Genomic DNA, 23,860 nt, shown 5'->3' on the forward strand with positions numbered 1-23,860 from the left:
AATTATTGCAAAATTTTTAGAGTAAATACAATTGAACCCTACTCTTTTAGCGCTGTGTTTATTGGTTATTTCCAATTGTTTTATGACTTTGGCTTGGTACGGTCATTTAAAATATTTGCATAACGCCCCAATTTGGCAAGCGATCTTACTGAGTTGGTGTATTGCATTATTGGAATATAGTTTCATGATTCCTGCAACGAAGTTATTCAGTCAACATGGCTGGAGCTTGGGGCAAATGAAAATTACCCAAGAAGTTGTGACGCTGATCGTTTTTGTTCCTTTTATGCTCTTCATGTTTAAACAACCCTTTAAGTTAGATTATGTCTGGGCAATGCTTTGCTTACTAGGCTGTGTCTATTTTGTTTTTCGTAATCAGAGTTAATATTTCTTCTTTTAGTTAAAGCGTTCTGTAGTTGGGGATGCTTGAAAAAAACGCTATAATATTTTCCAATTTATTCCTTTGTGTTTGGCTTAAGTCGGCACACTCTTCTATTTTTATCATGTTTTGGAAAAGCCAATGAATGCGGTCGCAACAGATAGCCAACCTTTAGTCGGGATTATCATGGGTTCTCAATCAGATTGGGCAACGCTTGAACATACCGCTAACATGCTCAAACAATTGGGTGTGCCTTTTGAAGCTGAAGTGGTTTCTGCGCATCGTACCCCAGATCGTTTATTTGAATATGCTGAAACTGCACGAGATCGCGGTATCCAAGTGATTATTGCTGGTGCTGGCGGTGCTGCACATTTACCGGGAATGTGCGCAGCAAAAACAGATTTACCAGTACTTGGCGTTCCTGTTAAATCTTCAATTTTAAATGGTGTCGATTCATTGCTTTCTATTGTACAGATGCCAGCAGGTATCGCCGTAGGAACATTGGCGATTGGTCAAGCTGGTGCAACCAATGCCGCTATTATGGCAGCGCAAATTCTCGGTTTAACCCGCCCAGAGATCGCAAAAAACGTTGCGGATTTCCGTACGGCACAAACTGAAAAAGTGTCGAGTAAAAATATTCCTGGTCAAGTGTAACGAGGTTGATCATGAATAAAACCATCGGTATTTTTGGTGGTGGACAGTTGGGGCGTATGATGGCTCAAGCTGCTTTACCGCTCAATATTCAATGTACCTTTTTCGAGACAGAAACTGATTGCCCTGCGGCTATTCTGGGTTCTGTGTTTTCAAGTAAAAATGAGCATGCATTGCAAGATTTCATTGCAAGTGCAGATGTATTTAGCCTTGAATTTGAGAATACGCCTGTTGCTGATGTAGATGTTTTGACTCAAACAAAAACACTACACCCTCCTCGCCTCGCTTTGGCAACTGCACAAAATCGCTTAGCTGAAAAAAGCTTATTTGATGAATTGAATATTCCTGTTGCGCCGTATCGTGCTGTTGATAGTTTAGACAGCTTAAAACAAGCAGTTGTTGAGCTTGGACTGCCTATTGTCTTAAAAACTGTAACAGGTGGCTATGATGGCAAAGGTCAGTTCGTGTTACGTACGGAAGATCAAATCGACACGGCTTGGGCTGAGCTCGGTCCTGCGAAAAGCTTGATTGCAGAAAGTTTTGTCAAATTCAGCCGTGAAGTTTCGATTATCGCGGTACGTGGACAAAACGGTGATGTAAGAACTTGGGCATTGGCAGAAAACCATCATCATCATGGCATCTTGTCACATTCGATTGTGCCTGCCCCAAATAGCACCGATTTACAGCCTATTGCGCAAGATTACATCACTCGTTTGTTAAATCATCTCAATTATGTCGGTGTATTGACGCTAGAATTGTTCGTGACTGAGCAAGGTTTATATGCCAATGAAATGGCGTGTCGAGTACATAACTCAGGTCATTGGTCAATTGAGGGTGCGATTTGCTCTCAATTTGAAAATCATATTCGTGCTGTTGCTGGATTGCCATTAGGCTCAACTGAAGTGGTTCGTCCAACAGTAATGATCAATATTATTGGTCAGCATCCGAAATCAGAAGATGTTTTGGCGCTCAATGGTGCACATTTACATCTTTATAATAAGTCTGAGCGTACTGGTCGTAAGTTAGGACATATTACTTTGATGCCTAACAATTCGGACGATTTAACAGATTTGTGCCGTCAATTGGCTCAAGTTTTACCTGTACCATTAGCCTTAACGGCTGATATGAATATCTAAGTTATCCACAGTAACTTTAAAAGCGATCTTAGGATCGCTTTTTTATTGCAGATTAATTTTAAATTTAAACTTTTAAATTTAAAACAAGACAAACACTAGTTGTGGATAAAATTATTTTAGATTCTGAATTTAAAATAAAGATAGTTATTTGAATTTAAAACTACATAAGTACGGCTTTGTGTTTTTAAATTCAAAAATACTGCCGAGTTTTTAAATTTAAAATGACTGGGTTTGATGGTGTTTAAATTTAAATAATTTGCTTGTGGGTATCTATTTTCATTATTTAAGTTATTGAAGCTGCTATAGATTAATATTGTATTTAACCTTTGGCTTGTTTTTTTGCTGAAATGAATTGAAACGTGGATAAGTTTTGAATTTAAAATAACTGGCTGGTTGTAATTTTGAATTTAAATGATCGGTTGTTGATAACTTCCATGCTGAAAAGTTGCGTAAATTATGAATTTAAAGTGGTAATTTGAATTTAAAACTTGTGAAATGAATTCAAAGTTACGTTTCCAAACTATACATCTGTTAAGAGCATGCTAATGTGGATAGGAAATTTAAATTCAAAATTTTTGGTTTAATCATGAAACGTCATTTTTCTTTTTTTCTAGGCACTGCCTTATTTACTTTTTTCAATCAGGCGCATGCTGAGCTTGTGATTAATGGTGCAACGATCTCGACACCAACTAATGCAGCTTCAGTAACCAGTAATTATACGCCAAACTCAAACTTTCAAGGTTGTCTTGCTAATTTACGTTCACAAGCAATTGCATCAGGTGTTTCTGGTTCGAGTTATGATCGCTATACTCAAAATCTAACGCCCGATTATTCTGTAATTGATAAATTAAATTATCAACCTGAATTTTCCACACCAATTTGGGATTATTTATCTGGATTAGTTGATGAAGAAAGAGTAAACGCTGGAAAGCAAAAGCTCGCTCAACATCGTGATGTATTAAGAAGAGTAGAGCAGGCTTACGGTGTTCCGGCTGAAACTGTTGTTGCTGTTTGGGGTGTCGAAAGCAATTATGGTGATATTTCGGGTAAATATCCTTTATTACAAGCGTTAGGCACTTTAAGTTGTGAAGGTCGTCGTCAAAGTTATTTCCGTGGTGAGTTTTTTGCCACCATGCGTATTTTACAACGTGGTGATCTGACACAAGATCAGCTTTATGGGTCTTGGGCTGGCGCTTTCGGTCATACTCAGTTTATGCCTTCGACTTATGAGCGTTTAGCCGTTGACTTTGATGGTGATGGTCGCCGTGATTTGGTTTCGAGTACTACAGATGCCTTAGCTTCGACAGCGAATTTCTTAAAGCGAGCAGGGTGGCAGACAGGTATGCCATGGGGCTTTGAAGTGAAAATCCCAGCGGGAATGTCGATCTCTGGTGAAAGCCGCCGCAATAAAAAACCACTGAATAGTTGGATTGCACAAGGTGTGACCCGTGCAGATGGTACAGCTTTAATTCAAGGTAATCTTTCAGGTAGTACATCGGCAGGATTAATTTCTCCAGCGGGTGCCAATGGTCCATTGTTCTTGGTGTTCAAAAACTTTGACGCGATATACAGCTACAACGCTGCGGAAAGTTATGGTTTGGCAATTGCCCATTTATCCGATCGTTTACGTGGTGGAACACCATTTTTAACTGCTTGGCCGACCGATGATGCAGGTACATCTCGTGCAGAACGTCGTGAAATTCAACAGTTTTTAGTGCAGCGTGGCTATGATATTGGTGCAGTCGATGGATTAATTGGAGACAAGAGTCGTCAAGCTATTCGTCAAGAACAAACAAGACTTGGCTTAAACCCAACTGGACGTGCAGGGCAGCAGATATTAAGAGCTTTCCGTCAAGAAATGGCAAAACAAATGATGCAATAACTTATTTATCAATTGTTTAAAAAAAGGTCTACTAAAAATAGACCTTTTTCTTATGGTTCGACATCTAATTTCACAGCTTCTAAAATATCAAAAATCACTGCAGTCACATCTTGACTTAAATCACGATCATTAAAAATTTCATAAGCTGTTATTGTGACGTCGGTATCACTCGGCAATTGTTTTTGTTCTTCTTCTACCAAATGTTCAATCGGCAACAATGTTTGTTTCACTTCGATATGTAGAATCTCATCATAAGCCACATTTTCATCTTCAAGTTCAACTTCTTGTTCATTGAAGTAGGGAATCAGAATTGAGTGGAGATAAGGGCTAATATCCTGAATATTCAGAATTTCAACATCACGAGTTTGTTCAATCGTACTGATGTGGTCATTCACTTCAATGAGGATATGATAGTAACTCATGTTGATCTCCATTAAGACTAAGATGATGTTTTATCAACACAATAGCATGAATAAATCCAAATAATCGACTCATAGTTAATATCTTGTGTGAAAACATAAAATTAGTAAAATAAGGATCAAGATTTAAATCATTCTATTGCGAAAAACCCAATAGTTTTAAATCGGTATCTGTTAATTTAAAGTCTTTTGCATCCTGCTCTTTAATACGGGGATACATCAGTGATTTTGGGTCTTGTGTATGTTTTAACCCTAAAGCATGACCAAATTCATGAGCTAAAGTCAGTCGCAAATCATCGATTGATGAAAATTCATAGATAAAAATTTGGTTATCTTTAAATTGACCTTTGTGCAAAACTACCGGTTTAAAGGTTTGATTAAATTGAGCTACAGCATCCGCTATCTCTTGATGACGTTGATCAAAAGCTTTCATTTTCTGATCAAGCTGCTGTTTTTTTTGACTATATTCTTCAATCTGTTTTTGTATATTAACTGACTGATGTTCTAGACGCTGTCTGAGTTTCTCTATCTTTGCTAATCCAACAGTATTTTTTTTGCTTGAATTTAGTTTAGATAATTGCTGTTCATAATTTTCATGATCAATTTGATATTGAATTTTCTGCAATTCCAATTGGGTGGCAGTTTGAGTCAGATCTGCTTTGAATTCTTGAATTTGTTCATTTTGATTTAACCAAACTTTCTTATTTTGCTCCAGTTGGCTCAGATTTTCCGAACGTTTCATACTACGAACTTGGCGTTGATCAAAAACAATATTGATCACAAATTTTGCATTTGGATCATAAGAAAAATATTTTTGTCCCGTATCTTTTTCCCAAATAGCGGCTGCTTGTTTACTCAAATCAATCACATCTTGTTTGCTGAGATTTAATCGAGGATCTACGTTGGCAATCCGATAATGTAGGGGATTTACGGTGCTATAGCGTATTTGACTCTCAAAAGTATTTGACGAAACTTGAGCGAAAGTATACGTCGTTGCCAGCATGGAAAAACACGCAGCAAAAAGCATAAAAAAAGAACGCATTGTTGGGAGATGAAACTTGAAAAAGGCTGTATTTTAATCAGTTGTTTTTAGTAGTCAAGCTGATGAATATAGTGTAAAAACATCAATTTTAAGAATATTTCTGAAAATATAGAATAAAAAAGCAATAAGAAATGATTAAAATTAATTTAATAAAAAATAAATATATGTGTGTATATTAATCAAAATAAAAGTGATAACAAATATTTAGTTTTAATAAAATAAATAATTAAGAAATTAAAATAATGTGAAATAAAAAATAATTTTTCATGCATAAATCACGTAATTTTATTGTTATAAATAACAAAAAATATACTTTTTGGTAAATTCTGTAAATATAGTCGGATCTTTCATGCTCACCGTTATTTGATGGATTGAACCAATTCTCGATCAGCGACCGCCAACTCAAATTGATTTAAATTTTGTTTTTGGATTACTGGATACATGATCGATGTCGGGTCATCTGTATGCTCTAAACCTAAAGCATGACCAAATTCATGAGCTAATGTTAAACGTAAATCATCTTTTGATGAAAATTCATAAATATCAATTTGTTTAGAGTTGAAATTACCCTTGTGAAATAAGCGGGGTTGAAAGACTTGATTAAATTGGCTCGCGTTAAGTACTAATTTTTGATTGTTTTGATTTAATTTATTAATTTCTTGATTCAATTGCTGAGTTTTTTGATTATGTAGTTGAACCTCTTGTTGTAGAGCAATCGATTGTTGTTGTAAGTTTTTTTGGCGCTGTGATAATTGCTCAGCAGCACTTTTGGATGAAGACTTCAATTGATTGAAGAGTTGGGCTTCAGCATTATATTTTTGAAATTCAGCTGCAAGACGTGTCTGTTTAGTTGCGATTAATGCTGTTGATTTTTGAATTTCATCTCTAAATTGTTGCAACTGCTGATTTTGCTTTTCCCAATGGGATTGATCTAGTTTCAGCTGATTTAATTCTTGTAGACGTTCAAGGCTTCTTTGTTGGCGATCATCAAAAACAAGATTAATTGTGAACTCAGCTTGAGGGTCATATATAAAGTTCTTTTTACCCGTTTCTCGTTCCCAAATTTCAGCAGCTTGTTGTGTTAATTCTATAATTTGCTGTTTCGTGAGTTTAAAGCGTGGATCGATATCAGCAATTCGATAATGCAAAGGCATTTTTATGGATTCATGCTGATGAGTGCTCGCATTGTGTAAATTATTTTGTGCGAAACTTGGGGTAGGCAGGCAAGTACATAAATATGCCATCATGATGGCTAAAGATTGATAGCGCATGATCTAGACTCCCCAAGTAAAGACTTATTTTTCATCATTATTTTGAGGGCGTCAAAATGCTATCTAGTTAATAAATAAAAGTAAAAATTGTGACTTTTTCCCAATAATTAAAAAATTGAATCGAACAATTAGCATTCTTTAAAATAAAAAAATATGGTAATTTTTTGATCTAAAGTGCAAAAATATCAAGGTATTAAATCCATATCATGCGTAAATTGCTGAAATGATAGGTTGAAAACTCCAAAATGTTAACTTTTGTAAAGTTTTTAAAAAATTGAAAAGTTTTTTACTTTTTAGTTAAAAATCGCCCAATTGTGACGTTTATCGGCCATCTAAATTTAGTCGTTTTTTGAGTGATAATGAGATAAGCATTTGCTTTAATTATCTTGCTGATAAAAGCGAGCGGTCCGCTTGGGTTAAACGGAAATGTGCAGTATCCTGATCTTTCATTATTGGATGCATCAGTGCTTGTGGATCATCACTGTGTTCTAGACCCAAAGCATGACCTAGCTCATGCGCAATCGTTAAGCGTAAATCATCTGTTGATTCAAACTCATATATTAATATTTGTTTGCCATTAAATAAGCCCTTATGAAATAAATGTGGTTTAAAACGTTGCTTGTATTGCTGCACTGATGCATCTAATTGTTGGTTAAGTGTGTTAAGTTCATCTACTTTTTGATTTAATTGATTAATTCTTTGATTATATTGATTTATTTCTTGCCTCACTAATTCAATATTCGTTTGTAGTTGTTGTTGTCTTTGTTGAAAATATGCAGATGAAGCTTGATTTTGTTGAGCGGAGAGTCGCTCTTGATTGTATTGCTGAATTTGTTGATTAAGTTGCTGTTGTTTTAAATCTAGAAATTGCTTACTACGAATAACTTCTTTTTCAATTTGATCTAATTGCTGTTTTTTATCTTTCCAGACCTGTTGATTGGCCTCGAGTTGAGTTATATGTTCTCGACGTTGTTCACTTTCTTGTTGCCGTTCATCATAAATCAGACGAATTGCAAGCTGGGCATTCGGATCATAAACAAAATAATCTTGACCTGTACCATCTTTCCAAATTTGTGTCGCTTGTTGGCTAATCTCTTGTACTTGTTCAATACTAAGTTTAAAACGAGAATCAACATCAGCGACTCGATAACGTAAACGGTGATCGAATGGATGTATGATTCGATCGAGCAAAGCATTAAATTTAAGTTGAGGATGTTGTCTAGTTTGATAACCAGACCATAAGATGAAAACGACGATGGCAATAATAATGATTCGATTCATTTAATGCTTTTTTGGAATAAGGGCTGATATAAGCTAGGTACAACTAAAATTCCCCAAAGCAGAGTAGAGAGAATACTTCCTAACTCATAAAAAATTGCTCCGATGCCTTGCATGAAAGACCATGAGAAGCTAGGTAGAAGGTAAATTAAGAGAATAGGAAAATAACCATATATGTATATTTTTCTTGCCCATTCTTTCAACATGAGCAATCCTATTTCTACAATGATAAAAACAATAGATGCACTTCCCAAAATGACCCATTCCCATAACTGAGGTTCTTGATATAGTATTTCTTCAATGACAAGCGATGTTTCATTATAGGATTCAAAAAATCCATATATAAATGCAGTAATCCAAAAAAATACAATCATCAATCTAAATTTTGTTTTTGTGATAATCGGGTCAGTTTTCATTTTTTATAGCGTAATGTTTTAATGTTCTGGATTATACATACAATATTTTAGCTGTATCAAATTGATATCTTTGAATTGGCTCAGTTGAATCTATTTTAATGCGAGGGATTACTTGTCAACAATGCCTACAGCTGCCATATTTAAGGTACTGAAATAAAACAATTACCGATAAATAAAATGCAAAGGACGTTGCATGCTGAAATATTTACTTAAAGCACCTGATTCAACATGGGTTGCCTCTTCGCCAGCTAAGGCAAAAGCTGAAAATTTAAAAATCAAATATTTGGGGACAGCAGGATTTATTGTTTCTGATCAGCATCGTACGATCGTACTTGATCCATTTATTAGTCGTCCAACCTTAATACAAACATTTACCCAGCCTTTATTAAGTGATCCAGAATTAGTTAGACAAAATATACCAAGCGCAGATGATGTATTGATTGGGCATGCTCATTATGATCATATTTTAGATGCACCAGAGGTATGTAAACAAACAGGTGCACGTTTAATTGGTTCCCAAGCAACTTTAATGTATGGACGATCAGCAGGTTTGTCTGAGTCGCAAATGCTTGAAACGAAGGGGCGGGAAGTCATTGATTGTGGTGAATGGCAGGTTGTTGGTTTGCCATCGATCCATGGCAAAGCATTGTTTGGTCGTGTGCCCTTAGCAGGTGATATGACCACACCACCACCATATCCACCAAAGTTTCATCATTTACGGCATGGGCAGGTATTCAATTGGTGGATTGATACAGGCAAACTTAAAGTCGTTCATATTGATTCTGCTGACTTTATTGAACAGGAGTTGCAGGGTAAGCAGGCAGATATTGTTTGTCTTTGTGCCATAGGCCGTAAATATCGCCCAAACTATGTCAAAGATGTGGTGCGTTTGCTGAAACCCAAATACATTATCCCATGCCATTGGGATAGTATGGTCACGCCGATTGATGCACCACCACAGTTATTACCAGGGGTGAATATTCCTGAGTTTCTTGATGAAATAAAAGCCTGTGGCGTTATACCTTTATTTATGCCGATTTTAGGAGAACTGTATTTCGATCAATCTAAATCTACCTAATAATTACTTTCTATAAATAAGATTTAATTCATTTATGAAAGTCACAGCCTCAAATTTTGTGTAAAGTTTAAATGTTTTGCACAGGCAAGATCCTACTTTGTTTTTGGACAAAGTAGACAAAACCATTTGTTGAGCTGACAGTATATCCATGTTACCGCAGCCCAATAGGGCGGCTTCCATGCCGCCTCTACTGTAGCTAAAACTAATTTGAATTTAAGTATGGATATAAAAATTTAATGCAAAAAAAACCGCGCTTTCGCGCGGTCTTTTTTAAAGAGACAAATTATTTTTTGTCATCTTTAACTTCTGTGAACTCAGCATCTACAACGCCATCGTCCGCTTTCTGTTGACCAGCATCACCACCTTGGAATGCATTTGGATCAAAACCTTCTGCACCGCCAGCACCTTGTGCTTGTTCATAAGCACGTTGCGTGATTGGCATCAAGATGTTTTGTAAAGCTTCAGTTTTCGCTTTGATGTCTTCAACATCATTTTCTTTGGTTGCTGCTTCAAGCTCAGAAACCGCAGTAGCGATAGCAGTTTTTTCATCTTCAGTTACTTTGTCACCAAGATCTTTAACTGCTTTGTTCGAGCTAGACACAAGAGCATCTGCTTCGTTACGAGCTTTCGCTAACTCTTCAAACTTACGGTCTTCTTCAGCATTCGCTTCAGCATCTTTGATCATTGCTTCGATTTCAGCATCAGACAAACCTGAGTTTGCTTTAATCTGGATTGATTGCTCTTTACCAGTGCTCTTATCTTTAGCCGATACTTTCAAGATACCATCAGCGTTGATGTCGAACGATACTTCAATTTGCGGTACGCCACGTGGAGCAGGTGGAATATCGCCTAATTGGAAGTTACCCAACAATTTGTTTTGTTGAGCCATTTTACGTTCACCTTGGTAAACCGAAATGTCTACGGCAGGCTGATTGTCAGCAGCAGTAGAGAACACTTGTGATTTCTTCGCAGGAATCGTGGTGTTTTTCTCAATGATCGGAGTTAATACACCGCCCATTGTTTCGATACCTAAAGTTAACGGTGTTACGTCTAATAAAAGTACGTCAGTTTTGTCACCAGACAATACTGCACCTTGAATCGCTGCACCAATCGCAACTGCTTCGTCAGGGTTCACGTCTTTACGTGGCTCTTTACCGAAGAATTCTTGTACTTTTTGTTGAACCATTGGCATACGAGACTGACCGCCCACCAAAATCACGTCAGAGATGTCAGAAGTCGAAAGACCTGCATCTTTAAGCGCGATACGGCAAGGTTCAATCGTACGAGCAACTAAGTCAGCAACTAAACCTTCAAGTTTTGCACGTGTTACGTTGATCACTAAGTGTTTAGGACCAGTCGCATCAGCAGTGATGTATGGAAGGTTGATTTCAGTTGCATTTGATGAAGAAAGCTCGATTTTTGCTTTTTCAGCAGCTTCTTTCAAACGTTGTAACGCAAGTGGATCATTTTTCAAGTTCACACTTTGTTCTTTCTTAAATTCTTCAACCAAGAATTCAATTAACGCGTTATCAAAGTCTTCACCACCAAGGAAAGTATCACCGTTTGTTGATAACACTTCGATTTGTTGGTCGCCATCAAGATCAGCGATTTCAATGATTGATACGTCAAACGTACCGCCACCTAAGTCGTAAACCGCGATTTTACGATCGCCTTCTTTTTTGTCCATACCGAACGCTAGTGCAGCAGCAGTTGGTTCGTTGATGATACGTTTAACATCAAGACCTGCAATTTTACCTGCATCTTTAGTTGCTTGACGTTGTGCATCATTAAAATAAGCAGGAACAGTAATTACTGCTTCAGTTACTGTTTCACCTAAATAGTCTTCTGCAGTTTTTTTCATCTTTTTCAAGATTTCAGCAGAGATCTGTTGAGGTGCAAGTTTCTTATCGTTTACTTCAACCCAAGCATCGCCATTGTCTGCTTTGATGATTTTGTAAGGTACAAGACCGATGTCTTTTTGTACCGCTTGATCTTCGTAGCGACGACCAATTAAACGCTTGATTGCGAATAATGTATTTTTTGGGTTAGTTACTGCTTGGCGTTTCGCGCTTTGACCAACAAGGATCTCGCCATCTTTATATGCAATGATCGATGGAGTGGTACGTGTGCCTTCAGCATTTTCGATTACTTTTACTTTATCGCCTTCAAGTACAGCAACACATGAGTTGGTAGTACCTAAGTCAATACCAATAATTTTTGCCATTTGGGATGTTCCTCTAAAATTTTGTGAATCCCCGATTTCTCCAGTGACAAAGGGGAGAATCAAAAGGGGATTTTCTTGTTATTCGATATGAGAGTTAATCGGTTTTTTTCAAGCATTTTTGTGAAAAAAAATTAAAAAACTCTCAAATTTCCACATTTTTGAGCAAATAAATGCTTTGCTCGCAGATTATTGACCTACCATTACCATCGCTGGGCGAAGTAAACGACCATTCAAGGTATAACCTTTCTGTAAAACAGTACCGATTTGGTTCGCTTGAGCATTTGGATCGATACCAACTGCTTGATGTAGGTCCGCATTGAAACCATTTTTAGTATCAGCCTCTACAACGCCAAACTTTTCAAGTGTGCTTAGGAGTGATTTTAACGTCAGCTTAATTCCTTCAAGTACAGGCGTTTCTTCTTCACCTGCAGCTTGAATAGCGCGTTCTAAATTGTCGACAGAATCTAATAATTCTTTGGCGAATTTTTCCAGCACAGTTTCTTTATGCTTTTCAGATTCACGTTGAATGCGTTCGACACTTTTTTGTGCTTCATAAACCGCATTGGCAGTACGTGCTTTTTCGAGCTTTAAGCTCTCTTCAAGTTTGGTGATTTGCGCTTGTAAATCTTCAACGCTAAGCTCGTTTGCTTGCTCTACACCTTCAGCTTGAGTTTGTTCAGTTTGTTGCTCATTTTGAATGTCTTGAGCTTGCTCATTGTGCTCATTAGCCATTGATGATCTCCGTTGAAAAAAGTTCTTAAACATGTACAGTCCTTTTTGCAGTGAATGCTCATAGGGTCAAACCCGAACTGCCACATCTTGGTCATTTATAGATAAGGATGAGGTATGGGCAAGGCGACAAAATTCAAGCGTTCAGATCTATTTAAATCTTTTAATTTTGCTGATTTAAGTAAAAATTTAAGTTTTCGATCACAAAAGCAATAAATTCTTGGGTTATTTTAGGTAAATGTTGTCTAGAGGCATACACCAGTGACAAGGTCAGATCGGGCGCCGAAAAATCGGTAAACACCTGATGTAAATGTTGTTGAGCAATATCCTTACGCACTAATAAAGTGGGCAACATGGCAATGCCTTCTGCTTTAAGACACATTTGATAAAGTGCAATCACATCATTACTTTTAAACGTAACATTTAATGGATAATTCTGTGGTTGCTGATCTGTATCAAACAAAGTCCAATACTGATTATGGGTATGGTGCGCGATACACTCATGTTGAATCAGTTGGCTTGGATGTGACAGGAGAGCGTGGTCTTGCAAATAATGTGGATGGGCGCAAAAAGTAGATTCGATTTGACAGACAGGACGAGCAATCAGCCCATCGGCAACTTTCTGTGTGATTCTGAGCGCAAGATCAACCTGAGCATCTATGAGATCTACTGTATTTTCAGTTAAATAAACATCAAAGTGGATATGTGGATAGAGTTTTTTAAATTGTTTAATACATTCATTCACACCAAGCTGAAATAAAAACAAACCACAGGTAAAGCGAATCGTGCCACTCTGTTGTTCGGGTGCAGCTAAACCTTCTAATAATTGTTGCTGCTGTAAAATATTTTCACAATAAACCAGTGCTTTCTCACCCGCAGGGGTGAGTGAAACTTTGCGCGTGTTACGTTGGAAAAGTCGAGTCGAGAAGGTATGTTCAAGATGATCTAAATAGCGAGAAACCATTGCTTTAGAATAGTCTAAATGTTCAGCTGCCTTGCTCAGATTGCCTTGCTGGGCAATACAGACAAAGACTTGAATGGCTTTTAAAGTATCCATGTTGATTGTTATTGTTGCAAAATATGCAACATTTTATCTTAATTTAGAGTGTTTATTTAGCAAAAATTGCAACGTAAAGTATCTTCTATCAGATAGGAGATGAATAAATGAACGTTAAACCTTATGCATTAGCACTTACTGTATTGGCTGCAAGCTCAACCAGTTTTGCACAAGAATTAAAAATTCAGAATTTTTTAGCAAAGCCTGAGCATTTTGGCGTAACTTCGACTTTAATCGAAGGTGATAAAGAAGTTTTGCTAGTAAATGCACAATTTTCTAAATCAGAAGCATTGCGTATTGCTGCCGATATTTTAGATAGTGGAAAAAGCTTAAAAACCATTTTTGTCAGCTATGGCGATCCTGATTTCTATTTTGGCCTGGATGTATTTAAACAATATTTTCCGAATGTACAAATTATTGCAACACCTGAAACGGTGAAGCATATTCAAGATACGCAAGCGCTAAAAGTCGCTTATTGGGGACCAAAAATGGGAGCCAATGCGCCGAGCAAGATTATTGTTCCGCAAGCGTATACGGCTAAAACATTAAAGTTAGAAAATGAAAATATTGAAATCAAAGGTAATAAAGAGCTGACTTATTTATGGATTCCAAGCGCTAAAGCAGTTGTAGGTGGTATTCCTGTGTCTTCAGGCATTCATTTATGGATGGCAGATACACCAACCACTAAAGATCGTCATGAAGTTATTCAAACTTTGGAAAATATCAAATCCTTAAATCCAAAAGTTGTGGTGCCAGCGCATATGAAATCAGGTGCAGCCGAAGGATTGGATGCAGTTAATTTCTCTATTGACTATTTAAAGCAATATGAAAAAGCAGTTAAAGTCACAAATGACTCAACAACGCTCATTCAAAAGATGCAAACTCAATATCCTAATTTAACCGAAACAAGCAGCCTAGAATTGGGTGCAAAAGTGGTTAAAGGCGAGATGAAATGGCCTTAATATTGGGCTGAAATAAAAACCGTGAAGACAATTCACGGTTTTTTGTCTTGATTTAGACTAAAGATTCAGCTAATTACAATGTAAGCTTATAAGAGGATTTCACAAGCTTTATATAAATTATAAAAAATGAAGATAATGCCTTTTTCTGATGTTGTCGTAGTGCTGATATCAGTAAAACTTTTGATTAGATAATTGTTTAGCTGTTTTTGAACAATTAAAAAAATGCGTGAAGCTTAAATTGAATCGATTTAATAAAAATTGCAAAAACCTCCTGCATCAATAACAAACTGCAACTAATCCTCATCACGTTTAAGAAAAAAATTGTGAATGATAGGCAACGCAAAGACAACTTTGCTTTTTGTCATAATGAAAGGAAATACGTAATGAAAAAGTTAGCATTGATTTCTATGGTTGTATCGGGTGTTGCTTTCACAGCTGTGGGTTGCTCAACTCAAGGTGGTTTGGATGCTTCTGGCTCAGCTCAAACAAGCGCAAGCCCAACAGGCGTTCAAGGTGGTGTAGGCGTGCAAGCAGGTACATCAGTTGATGTTCAACCTGGTAATGCATCTGCTGATGTTTCTGGTTCAGTATCAGGCTCTGCGGGTGCGGATGCATCTGCACAGTAAGTTAATCTTTGACTTAATTAGACGATAGATTGTCATGTCGATGCCAACACATCAATCTATTCATATACTGCTATATATGAAAGCGATTAGGTCAAGTAAATAACTAAATTTGAAAGAACTAGGATCCAACCGACCCTGGTTCTTTATATTTGAATTGAACACTTCTCTTTGATTTGGATAAATGGAATAGACATTTAATCGAAGCAATAGATTTTTTCAGCTAGCAATCATGAAATCTGATAGATCACAATTCTATTGTAAAGTTTGGATACTAGATCAGCAGAAGGATTTTCAGTATTTATTTCCCTAAACGTACAAACAAAACGAATCACTAAAAGTCAGTTTTAAGTTGTGATTATAAATACAGATAAATTAATCAATTGGCATAAAAAGCACATACGCATAAGCAGAATGGTTAATGACTTTTTAAGATCATGGCTTTAGGTTACAGCATGATTTTAATTCTTTATCTTGATCTCAGACTTTATAAAGGCATATAGTCGATGTGGACAAGAACTATGGACAGCGCGATAAAGGGGAAGAACGTGACAGCATTACCTCAGAAAATTCAAACAATCTTAGATAAAGGACAAGGTCCAGCTGCACGAGCACTTGATAAGTTACCTAAAATTATTCAAGAGTCTCTGGCTAAACTTTTAGGCTATCCATACCAATATCCAGATTTAGACGCATTTATAAAATGTTTAATGGCTGTTCAAATTAAGCAAGGTCATATTGGCTTTATTGGAGATGATCCGATTGAGTCACGACGTCAGTTTGATACTCAAATGTTAGCAATCTTAAATAAAGCTACATTTATTGAATCCGTTGAAGATATTCGCTTACCCTTACAAAGCGGTACCGTATTCGCACGGCATTATCATCCAGCACCCAATAAAAAGCTTCCAATGATCGTGTTTTATCACGGTGGTGGTTTTGTTGTGGGTGGTTTAGATACCCATGATGAAGCATGTCGTTTAATCGCTAAACATGCCAAAGTACAAGTTCTCAGTATCGATTATCCACTAGCACCAGAAGCATCGCCGCAACTGCTTATTAAATCTTGTGAAGATGCTTTGGCATGGGTATATCAAAATCGTCGTCAACTGAAAATTTATAAAAATCGTATTGCTGTTGCTGGCGATAGTGCTGGCGGAAATATTAGTACAGTTGTGGCGCAGCATGCCGCTGGGAAATCTTATGCACCACAAGCACAACTTCTCATTTATCCAGTAGTAGATTTCAAAAGTAGACATCCATCATTTTATGCTTATGGGCAAGGCTTAGTATTAACCAGCAAAGATGTTGACTATGTCACTGACTATTATGCAACTCAACACAACATTGCTTTAGATGATCCATTAATTTCTCCAACCTATGGAAACCTTAAAAAGCTTGCTCCAGCATACGTTATTACAGCTGGTCACGATTTACTTCATGATGAAGGTGAAATTTACAGCCATAAACTGAGACAGAGTGGTGTGAAAGTTCAATATGTAAATTATCCTGATCAAACACATGGTTTCATTAACTTAACGCCTGTGTTTAATAAAGCTAAACGTAATACAATTGAAATTGCCAAAAACTTTAGAAAATTTTGGGATAAACATAGTTAATAAAGTCTAAGCCGATGTTTCACGTGAAACATCGGTTTTTTGATTTAAAGATAACAAATAGAAATAGTAAAATAGAATCAGCAAAATTAAGATGATCATTCACAACAAATCTATGTTCAAGCCGAGAAAAGCAATGATGAAAAAGTTGTTCATCACAACAGGTTTAATTTTGGCAAGCAGCCATTTATTTGCAAATACCATGGTTGATATGAAAACCAGTATGGGGAATATTGAAATCGAGCTTTATGATGATAAGGCACCTGTCTCTGCAAAGAACTTCGAAAGCTATGTAAAAAGCAACTTCTATACGGGTACTATCTTTCACCGTGTGATTCCGGGTTTTATGGTTCAAGGCGGTGGTCTTGATGCAAATATGGTTGAGAAGAAGACTAAAGCGCCGATTGTAAATGAGGCAAACAATGGTTTGAAAAATACTCGTGGCACTTTAGCAATGGCGCGTACCAGTGATCCGAACTCAGCGAGTAGTCAATTCTTTATTAATGTCGCAGATAATAACTTTTTAAATAAGTCACCGATGGATGCGGGTTACGCCGTTTTCGGTAAAGTGACTAAAGGTATGGATATAGTTGATAAAATCGTAAAAGTGCCAACTGCTAACTTTGGTATGCATCAAAATGTACCAAAACAACCGATTAAAATTATTAGTGTACAGATAAAGAACACTAAGTAAAAAACAAAGCAGAAATATGAATTAAATATTTCTGCTTTAATTTTATATGGTTACAGCTATATTGTTCGCTTGTTGAACATGTTTGTGTGTAAAAAAAGAACACTCAATAAAACAAGGGTTTAAAAAAGCTTGCACACCAAAAAAAATCTCCTATAATGCACACATCCCGACGCGATGAAGCAAAAATAACTTAGCTTTACTGGTTAAGTTGTTAAACATTCATTGCGTTAATTTATCGCTGACGAGGCGATAAAGAGATCATTAAGAGAATAGAAGAACAACTTGTGTGGATTTTTACTGGTTAATCGATCGAAAATATTTCATTGATTAGATGGTAGAAATTACTCGAAGTTTATTTGAGAAATTAAAGTCAGAAAATTGATGAGCCAAGATTTGTAGCCATAAGCTACTAATGATTATAAACTGAAGAGTTTGATCATGGCTCAGATTGAACGCTGGCGGCAGGCTTAACACATGCAAGTCGAGCGGGGAAAGGTAGCTTGCTACCTAACCTAGCGGCGGACGGGTGAGTAATGCTTAGGAATCTGCCTATTAGTGGGGGACAACATTCCGAAAGGAATGCTAATACCGCATACGTCCTACGGGAGAAAGCAGGGGACCTTCGGGCCTTGCGCTAATAGATGAGCCTAAGTCGGATTAGCTAGTTGGTGGGGTAAAGGCCTACCAAGGCGACGATCTGTAGCGGGTCTGAGAGGATGATCCGCCACACTGGGACTGAGACACGGCCCAGACTCCTACGGGAGGCAGCAGTGGGGAATATTGGACAATGGGGGGAACCCTGATCCAGCCATGCCGCGTGTGTGAAGAAGGCCTTTTGGTTGTAAAGCACTTTAAGCGAGGAGGAGGCTACTAGTATTAATACTACTGGATAGTGGACGTTACTCGCAGAATAAGCACCGGCTAACTCTGTGCCAGCAGCCGCGGTAATACAGAGGGTGCGAGCGTTAATCGGATTTACTGGGCGTAAAGCGTGCGTAGGCGGCTGATTAAGTCGGATGTGAAATCCCTGAGCTTAACTTAGGAATTGCATTCGATACTGGTCAGCTAGAGTATGGGAGAGGATGGTAGAATTCCAGGTGTAGCGGTGAAATGCGTAGAGATCTGGAGGAATACCGATGGCGAAGGCAGCCATCTGGCCTAATACTGACGCTGAGGTACGAAAGCATGGGGAGCAAACAGGATTAGATACCCTGGTAGTCCATGCCGTAAACGATGTCTACTAGCCGTTGGGGCCTTTGAGGCTTTAGTGGCGCAGCTAACGCGATAAGTAGACCGCCTGGGGAGTACGGTCGCAAGACTAAAACTCAAATGAATTGACGGGGGCCCGCACAAGCGGTGGAGCATGTGGTTTAATTCGATGCAACGCGAAGAACCTTACCTGGTCTTGACATAGTAAGAACTTTCCAGAGATGGATTGGTGCCTTCGGGAACTTACATACAGGTGCTGCATGGCTGTCGTCAGCTCGTGTCGTGAGATGTTGGGTTAAGTCCCGCAACGAGCGCAACCCTTTTCCTTATTTGCCAGCGGGTTAAGCCGGGAACTTTAAGGATACTGCCAGTGACAAACTGGAGGAAGGCGGGGACGACGTCAAGTCATCATGGCCCTTACGACCAGGGCTACACACGTGCTACAATGGTCGGTACAAAGGGTTGCTACCTAGCGATAGGATGCTAATCTCAAAAAGCCGATCGTAGTCCGGATTGGAGTCTGCAACTCGACTCCATGAAGTCGGAATCGCTAGTAATCGCGGATCAGAATGCCGCGGTGAATACGTTCCCGGGCCTTGTACACACCGCCCGTCACACCATGGGAGTTTGTTGCACCAGAAGTAGGTAGTCTAACCGCAAGGAGGACGCTTACCACGGTGTGGCCGATGACTGGGGTGAAGTCGTAACAAGGTAGCCGTAGGGGAACCTGCGGCTGGATCACCTCCTTAACGAAAGATTGATGGCCGGTAAGAATCCACAACAAGTTGTTCTTCGAAGATGTATCTGAGGGTCTGTAGCTCAGTTGGTTAGAGCACACGCTTGATAAGCGTGGGGTCACAAGTTCAAGTCTTGTCAGACCCACCACTACTGACGAAGTGATGAATAATCACAAGCTGCTAGATTGAAAGATATGTCGTTCATTATGATTTAAGCTGGGGACTTAGCTTAGTTGGTAGAGCGCCTGCTTTGCACGCAGGAGGTCAGGAGTTCGACTCTCCTAGTCTCCACCATGAATTAAAAAGAGTTTGTAAAAACGAAATTAATTCAAAGCTAAAGTAAATTATAGAAATTAATAAATGCCTAAATAAATCAAAAGAGATTTTGATTTGAGTTTATTAACTTCTGTGATTTATCACAGTTTACTACGCACCGACGAGGTGGTAGTTAATCATTAACAGATTAGAAAATTGAGTCTGAAATAAATTGTTCAAACTCGATTAATTCAACACTAACAGTAATACGTAAGTATTTCAGTTGGATGAAGAGTTAATCTGAGAACTAGCAAAAACACTGAATCAAGCGTTTTGGTAATGAATTTAGATTGAAGCTGTATGGTGATTAAGTTCACAGACAACGAATAGTAGCAATTAAGTTTGCAACGCTAACACTCACTTGTATGTGTTAACGACTGTTTGGGGTTGTATAGTCAAGTAATTAAGTGCATGTGGTGGATGCCTTGGCAGTCAGAGGCGATGAAAGACGTGATAGCCTGCGAAAAGCTCCGGGGAGGCGGCAAATATCCTTTGATCCGGAGATTTCTGAATGGGGGAACCCACCCGCTATAAGGCGGGTATCATAAACTGAATACATAGGTTTATGAAGCGAACGAGGGGAAGTGAAACATCTCAGTACCCTTAGGAAAAGAAATCAATTGAGATTCCCTTAGTAGCGGCGAGCGAACGGGGAGCAGCCCATTAAGTTATGTGTGTTCTAGTGGAACGCTCTGGGAAGTGCGAACGTAGAGGGTGATATTCCCGTACACGAAAGGGCACACATAATGATGACGAGTAGGGCGAGGCACGTGAAACCTTGTCTGAATATGGGGGGACCATCCTCCAAGGCTAAATACTCCTGACTGACCGATAGTGAACCAGTACCGTGAGGGAAAGGCGAAAAGAACCCCTGTGAGGGGAGTGAAATAGATCCTGAAACCGCATGCATACAAGCAGTGGGAGCCGACTTGTTCGGTGACTGCGTACCTTTTGTATAATGGGTCAGCGACTTACATTCAGTAGCAAGGTTAACCGCATAGGGGAGCCGTAGAGAAATCGAGTCTTAATAGGGCGTTTAGTTGCTGGGTGTAGACCCGAAACCAGGCGATCTATCCATGAGCAGGTTGAAGGTTGGGTAACACTAACTGGAGGACCGAACCCACTGTCGTTGAAAAGCCAGGGGATGACTTGTGGATAGGGGTGAAAGGCTAATCAAGCCTGGTGATAGCTGGTTCTCCCCGAAAGCTATTTAGGTAGCGCCTCGGACGAATACCATTGGGGGTAGAGCACTGTTTCGGCTAGGGGGTCATCCCGACTTACCAAACCGATGCAAACTCCGAATACCAATGAGTACTATCCGGGAGACAGACTGCGGGTGCTAACGTCCGTAGTCAAGAGGAAAACAATCCAGACCGCCAGCTAAGGCCCCAAAATCATAGTTAAGTGGGAAACGATGTGGGAAGGCATAGACAGCTAGGAGGTTGGCTTAGAAGCAGCCACCCTTTAAAGAAAGCGTAATAGCTCACTAGTCGAGTCGGCCTGCGCGGAAGATGTAACGGGGCTAAAACTATGTGCCGAAGCTGCGGATTTACGCATTAGCGTAAGTGGTAGGGGAGCGTTCTGTAAGCCGATGAAGGTGTATTGAGAAGTATGCTGGAGGTATCAGAAGTGCGAATGCTGACGTGAGTAACGACAAAACGGGTGAAAAACCCGTTCGCTGAAAGACCAAGGGTTCCAGTCCAACGTTAATCGGGGCTGGGTGAGTCGACCCCTAAGGCGAGGCCGAGAGGCGTAGTCGATGGGAAATTGGTTAATATTCCAATACTTCTGTGTAATGCGATGAGAGGACGGAGAAGGTTAAGTCAGCCTGGCGTTGGTTGTCCAGGTGGAAGGCTGTAGGCATGCATCTTAGGCAAATCCGGGGTGCTCTATGCTGAGAGCTGATAGCAAGCTGTACTTGTACAGTGAAGTGGCTGATACCATGCTTCCAGGAAAAGTCTCTAAGCTTCAGTTACACAGGAATCGTACCCGAAACCGACACAGGTGGTCAGGTCGAGTAGACCAAAGCGCTTGAGAGAACTCTGCTGAAGGAACTAGGCAAAATGGTACCGTAACTTCGGGAGAAGGTACGCTGCTGACGGTGATGGGACTTGCTCCCTGAGCTATTGGCAGCCACAGAAACCAGGCCGCTGCAACTGTTTATTAAAAACATAGCACTCTGCAAACACGAAAGTGGACGTATAGGGTGTGATGCCTGCCCGGTGCTGGAAGGTTAATTGATGGGGTTAGCGTAAGCGAAGCTCTTGATCGAAGCCCCAGTAAACGGCGGCCGTAACTATAACGGTCCTAAGGTAGCGAAATTCCTTGTCGGGTAAGTTCCGACCTGCACGAATGGCATAATGATGGCGGCGCTGTCTCCAGCAGAGGCTCAGTGAAATCGAAATCGCTGTGAAGATGCAGTGTACCCGCGGCTAGACGGAAAGACCCCGTGAACCTTTACTGCAGCTTGACATTGAACTTTGACCTTACTTGTGTAGGATAGGTGGGAGGCTTTGAAGTTGGAACGCTAGTTCCAATGGAGCCGTCCTTGAAATACCACCCTGGTAATGTTGAGGTTCTAACTCTGCCCCGTAATCCGGGGCGAGGACCATGTCTGGTGGGTAGTTTGACTGGGGCGGTCTCCTCCTAAAGAGTAACGGAGGAGTACGAAGGTGCGCTCAGCGTGGTCGGAAATCACGCGTAGAGTATAAAGGCAAAAGCGCGCTTAACTGCGAGACCCACAAGTCGAGCAGGTACGAAAGTAGGTCTTAGTGATCCGGTGGTTCTGTATGGAAGGGCCATCGCTCAACGGATAAAAGGTACTCTGGGGATAACAGGCTGATACCGCCCAAGAGTTCATATCGACGGCGGTGTTTGGCACCTCGATGTCGGCTCATCTCATCCTGGGGCTGAAGCAGGTCCCAAGGGTATGGCTGTTCGCCATTTAAAGAGGTACGCGAGCTGGGTTTAGAACGTCGTGAGACAGTTCGGTCCCTATCTACCGTGGGCGCTGGAAATTTGAGAGGATCTGCTCCTAGTACGAGAGGACCAGAGTGGACGAACCTCTGGTGTACCGGTTGTCACGCCAGTGGCATCGCCGGGTAGCTATGTTCGGAAGGGATAACCGCTGAAAGCATCTAAGCGGGAAGCCTACCTCAAGATAAGATTTCCCTAGGACTTTATGTCCTCTAAAGAGCCGTTCGAGACTAGGACGTTGATAGGTTGGGTGTGGAAGCACGGTGACGTGTGAAGCTGACCAATACTAATTGCTCGTGAGGCTTGACTATACAACACCCAAACAGTTGTTGTATTCAAGATAAATTCAATACTTAACTTGATTTAGTGTATAAACTAGTTACAATACAGACCAATGATCTAATCCGTTAATAACTCTTTCGGTACTAAGTGGCAAAGAACTTAAAATTAAGTTCAAGAGTAAGACCACCGAAAGCCAAAACAGTTTGCTGGCGACAATAGCAAGAGTGAACCACCTGATCCCTTCCCGAACTCAGAAGTGAAACCTCTTCGCGCTGATGGTAGTGTGGCACTTGCCATGTGAGAGTAAGTCATCGCCAGCTTTTAAATTCAAACACCTCTAACCTAACGGCTAGGGGTGTTTTTTATTGGAAAAAATATAACTAGAGAAAAGTTTAGGGTATAGATATTTGATATGAACTTAGGTTTAGATCATGATGATAATATACAAAATAACAAATTTGATTTGTTCATAGAGTGCCAATTTGTATACGATTTTAGGTATTAACTCCTGTAATGATATCGGCAATAAGATTCTTTATCATCGTGCTAACAGAGCACAAGGGGGAAGATCAATAAGAATAGATAGGGAGGAAGTTGCTCTTTTATCATATGAGGATTGGAGTGAAAAATATATCGGGTTTATCTATGAAATCTATGTTCTTCCTAACTATAGATATCAAGGTATAGGGGAATTATTGCTTTCTTATGCTGAAAGAAAAGCTTGTGAGCTTAAATGTAAGTATATAAAACTAAAACCATACCCTTTAGATGAAAAAACTCAGAAAGATCGTTTGATAGCTTGGTACAAGAAAAATGGTTATTTTCAAAGTCCTGATAAGGAAGAAAAAATTAGATAAAAATAAAATCTTAATATATATTAATAAGAT

General features: G+C 39.3%; 17 protein-coding genes, 2 tRNA genes, 3 rRNA genes and 1 pseudogene. 15 read left to right on the top strand and 8 right to left on the bottom strand.

Annotated elements, in window-relative coordinates; all coding sequences use genetic code 11:
- Positions 1–25 precede the first annotated feature (25 nt).
- The 4 genes from F933_RS08995 to F933_RS09010 all read left to right on the top strand — a co-directional run bounded on the left by F933_RS08995 (position 26) and on the right by F933_RS09010 (position 4,045).
- Entirely contained in the window at positions 26–382 is a 357-nt protein-coding gene (locus tag F933_RS08995) for a DMT family protein (RefSeq protein WP_265596851.1), read from the top strand.
- Positions 383–517: 135 nt separating this feature from the next.
- Entirely contained in the window at positions 518–1,030 is a 513-nt protein-coding gene (gene purE, locus F933_RS09000) for a 5-(carboxyamino)imidazole ribonucleotide mutase (protein ID WP_005055397.1), read from the top strand.
- A gap of 11 nt (positions 1,031–1,041) precedes the next feature.
- The gene (locus tag F933_RS09005) at positions 1,042–2,163 is read left to right on the top strand and encodes a 5-(carboxyamino)imidazole ribonucleotide synthase (RefSeq protein ID WP_005060494.1); all 1,122 of its coding nucleotides are present in this window, start codon (positions 1,042–1,044) and stop codon (positions 2,161–2,163) included.
- A 586-nt stretch (positions 2,164–2,749) separates the two neighbouring features.
- Entirely contained in the window at positions 2,750–4,045 is a 1,296-nt protein-coding gene (locus F933_RS09010; RefSeq protein WP_034710667.1) for a lytic murein transglycosylase, read from the top strand.
- A gap of 50 nt (positions 4,046–4,095) precedes the next feature.
- Here the strand turns inward: F933_RS09010 and F933_RS09015 are convergent, their stop codons facing one another.
- From F933_RS09015 to F933_RS09035, 5 genes are all read right to left on the bottom strand, one after another.
- Entirely contained in the window at positions 4,096–4,479 is a 384-nt protein-coding gene (locus tag F933_RS09015) for a hypothetical protein (protein WP_167539078.1), read from the bottom strand.
- Between the two features lie 121 nt (positions 4,480–4,600).
- Entirely contained in the window at positions 4,601–5,506 is a 906-nt protein-coding gene (locus F933_RS09020) for a matrixin family metalloprotease (RefSeq protein WP_005060499.1), read from the bottom strand.
- Between the two features lie 359 nt (positions 5,507–5,865).
- Positions 5,866–6,777, bottom strand: a complete 912-nt coding sequence (locus F933_RS09025) for a matrixin family metalloprotease (protein WP_005060501.1) — start codon at positions 6,775–6,777, stop codon at positions 5,866–5,868.
- A gap of 381 nt (positions 6,778–7,158) precedes the next feature.
- Positions 7,159–8,058, bottom strand: a complete 900-nt coding sequence (locus F933_RS09030; protein WP_005060504.1) for a matrixin family metalloprotease — start codon at positions 8,056–8,058, stop codon at positions 7,159–7,161.
- Positions 8,055–8,471: a hypothetical protein gene (locus F933_RS09035; RefSeq protein WP_005060506.1), complete on the bottom strand. Its 417-nt coding sequence runs from the start codon at positions 8,469–8,471 to the stop codon at positions 8,055–8,057. Before F933_RS09035 ends, F933_RS09030 begins: the two co-directional genes overlap by 4 nt.
- A gap of 193 nt (positions 8,472–8,664) precedes the next feature.
- On the opposite strand from F933_RS09035, the gene F933_RS09040 reads away from it, so the two are divergent.
- Positions 8,665–9,549 (top strand): MBL fold metallo-hydrolase, encoded by an 885-nt coding sequence (locus F933_RS09040; RefSeq protein ID WP_005060508.1) that lies wholly within the window; start codon positions 8,665–8,667, stop codon positions 9,547–9,549.
- A 283-nt stretch (positions 9,550–9,832) separates the two neighbouring features.
- Here the strand turns inward: F933_RS09040 and dnaK are convergent, their stop codons facing one another.
- The 3 genes and pseudogenes from dnaK to F933_RS09055 form a co-directional block, all read right to left on the bottom strand.
- Positions 9,833–11,773 carry a molecular chaperone DnaK gene (gene dnaK, locus F933_RS09045; RefSeq protein ID WP_005055410.1) on the bottom strand — a complete coding sequence of 647 codons (1,941 nt, stop codon included), beginning with the start codon at positions 11,771–11,773 and terminating at the stop codon, positions 9,833–9,835.
- Between the two features lie 186 nt (positions 11,774–11,959).
- The gene (grpE, locus tag F933_RS09050; protein ID WP_005055411.1) at positions 11,960–12,505 is read right to left on the bottom strand and encodes a nucleotide exchange factor GrpE; all 546 of its coding nucleotides are present in this window, start codon (positions 12,503–12,505) and stop codon (positions 11,960–11,962) included.
- A 95-nt stretch (positions 12,506–12,600) separates the two neighbouring features.
- Positions 12,601–13,559: pseudogene (locus F933_RS09055) on the bottom strand (LysR family transcriptional regulator).
- 107 nt (positions 13,560–13,666) lie between these two features.
- Here F933_RS09055 and F933_RS09060 point away from each other — a divergent pair.
- From F933_RS09060 to F933_RS09105, 10 genes are all read left to right on the top strand, one after another.
- On the top strand, positions 13,667–14,521 hold the full coding sequence (locus F933_RS09060) for an MBL fold metallo-hydrolase (protein ID WP_005060512.1): 855 nt from the start codon (positions 13,667–13,669) through the stop codon (positions 14,519–14,521).
- A 383-nt stretch (positions 14,522–14,904) separates the two neighbouring features.
- Complete coding sequence (locus F933_RS09065) at positions 14,905–15,147, top strand: hypothetical protein (protein ID WP_005060513.1); 243 nt, start codon at positions 14,905–14,907, stop codon at positions 15,145–15,147.
- 545 nt (positions 15,148–15,692) lie between these two features.
- Positions 15,693–16,763, top strand: coding sequence for an alpha/beta hydrolase (locus F933_RS09070; protein ID WP_188003260.1), 1,071 nt, complete (start codon positions 15,693–15,695; stop codon positions 16,761–16,763).
- Positions 16,764–16,896: 133 nt separating this feature from the next.
- On the top strand, positions 16,897–17,454 hold the full coding sequence (locus F933_RS09075; protein WP_005060516.1) for a peptidylprolyl isomerase: 558 nt from the start codon (positions 16,897–16,899) through the stop codon (positions 17,452–17,454).
- Between the two features lie 420 nt (positions 17,455–17,874).
- Positions 17,875–19,412: ribosomal RNA gene (locus tag F933_RS09080) — 16S ribosomal RNA — on the top strand.
- A gap of 59 nt (positions 19,413–19,471) precedes the next feature.
- Positions 19,472–19,548, top strand: a tRNA-Ile gene (locus F933_RS09085).
- A gap of 70 nt (positions 19,549–19,618) precedes the next feature.
- Positions 19,619–19,694, top strand: a tRNA-Ala gene (locus F933_RS09090).
- A 414-nt stretch (positions 19,695–20,108) separates the two neighbouring features.
- Positions 20,109–23,002: ribosomal RNA gene (locus tag F933_RS09095) — 23S ribosomal RNA — on the top strand.
- A 176-nt stretch (positions 23,003–23,178) separates the two neighbouring features.
- Positions 23,179–23,293: ribosomal RNA gene (rrf, locus tag F933_RS09100) — 5S ribosomal RNA — on the top strand.
- Together the 16S, 23S and 5S rRNA genes with 2 tRNA genes alongside form the textbook arrangement of a ribosomal RNA operon.
- A gap of 162 nt (positions 23,294–23,455) precedes the next feature.
- Positions 23,456–23,830 (top strand): GNAT family N-acetyltransferase, encoded by a 375-nt coding sequence (locus F933_RS09105; RefSeq protein ID WP_005060518.1) that lies wholly within the window; start codon positions 23,456–23,458, stop codon positions 23,828–23,830.
- Positions 23,831–23,860 lie beyond the last annotated feature (30 nt).

It is taken from the genome of Acinetobacter beijerinckii CIP 110307, assembly GCF_000369005.1.
GTDB lineage: Bacteria > Pseudomonadota > Gammaproteobacteria > Pseudomonadales > Moraxellaceae > Acinetobacter > Acinetobacter beijerinckii.

Coding starts and splice junctions, on each gene's coding strand:
- F933_RS09035 (WP_005060506.1), bottom strand. CDS start 8,471: ATGAAAACTGACCCGATTATCACAAAAACAAAATTTAGATTGATGATT.
- F933_RS09030 (WP_005060504.1), bottom strand. CDS start 8,058: ATGAATCGAATCATTATTATTGCCATCGTCGTTTTCATCTTATGGTCT.
- F933_RS09060 (WP_005060512.1), top strand. CDS start 13,667: ATGAACGTTAAACCTTATGCATTAGCACTTACTGTATTGGCTGCAAGC.
- F933_RS09010 (WP_034710667.1), top strand. CDS start 2,750: ATGAAACGTCATTTTTCTTTTTTTCTAGGCACTGCCTTATTTACTTTT.
- F933_RS09040 (WP_005060508.1), top strand. CDS start 8,665: ATGCTGAAATATTTACTTAAAGCACCTGATTCAACATGGGTTGCCTCT.
- F933_RS09020 (WP_005060499.1), bottom strand. CDS start 5,506: ATGCGTTCTTTTTTTATGCTTTTTGCTGCGTGTTTTTCCATGCTGGCA.
- dnaK (WP_005055410.1), bottom strand. CDS start 11,773: ATGGCAAAAATTATTGGTATTGACTTAGGTACTACCAACTCATGTGTT.
- grpE (WP_005055411.1), bottom strand. CDS start 12,505: ATGGCTAATGAGCACAATGAGCAAGCTCAAGACATTCAAAATGAGCAA.
- F933_RS09005 (WP_005060494.1), top strand. CDS start 1,042: ATGAATAAAACCATCGGTATTTTTGGTGGTGGACAGTTGGGGCGTATG.
- F933_RS09075 (WP_005060516.1), top strand. CDS start 16,897: ATGATGAAAAAGTTGTTCATCACAACAGGTTTAATTTTGGCAAGCAGC.
- F933_RS09065 (WP_005060513.1), top strand. CDS start 14,905: ATGAAAAAGTTAGCATTGATTTCTATGGTTGTATCGGGTGTTGCTTTC.
- F933_RS09025 (WP_005060501.1), bottom strand. CDS start 6,777: ATGCGCTATCAATCTTTAGCCATCATGATGGCATATTTATGTACTTGC.
- F933_RS09015 (WP_167539078.1), bottom strand. CDS start 4,479: ATGGAGATCAACATGAGTTACTATCATATCCTCATTGAAGTGAATGAC.
- purE (WP_005055397.1), top strand. CDS start 518: ATGAATGCGGTCGCAACAGATAGCCAACCTTTAGTCGGGATTATCATG.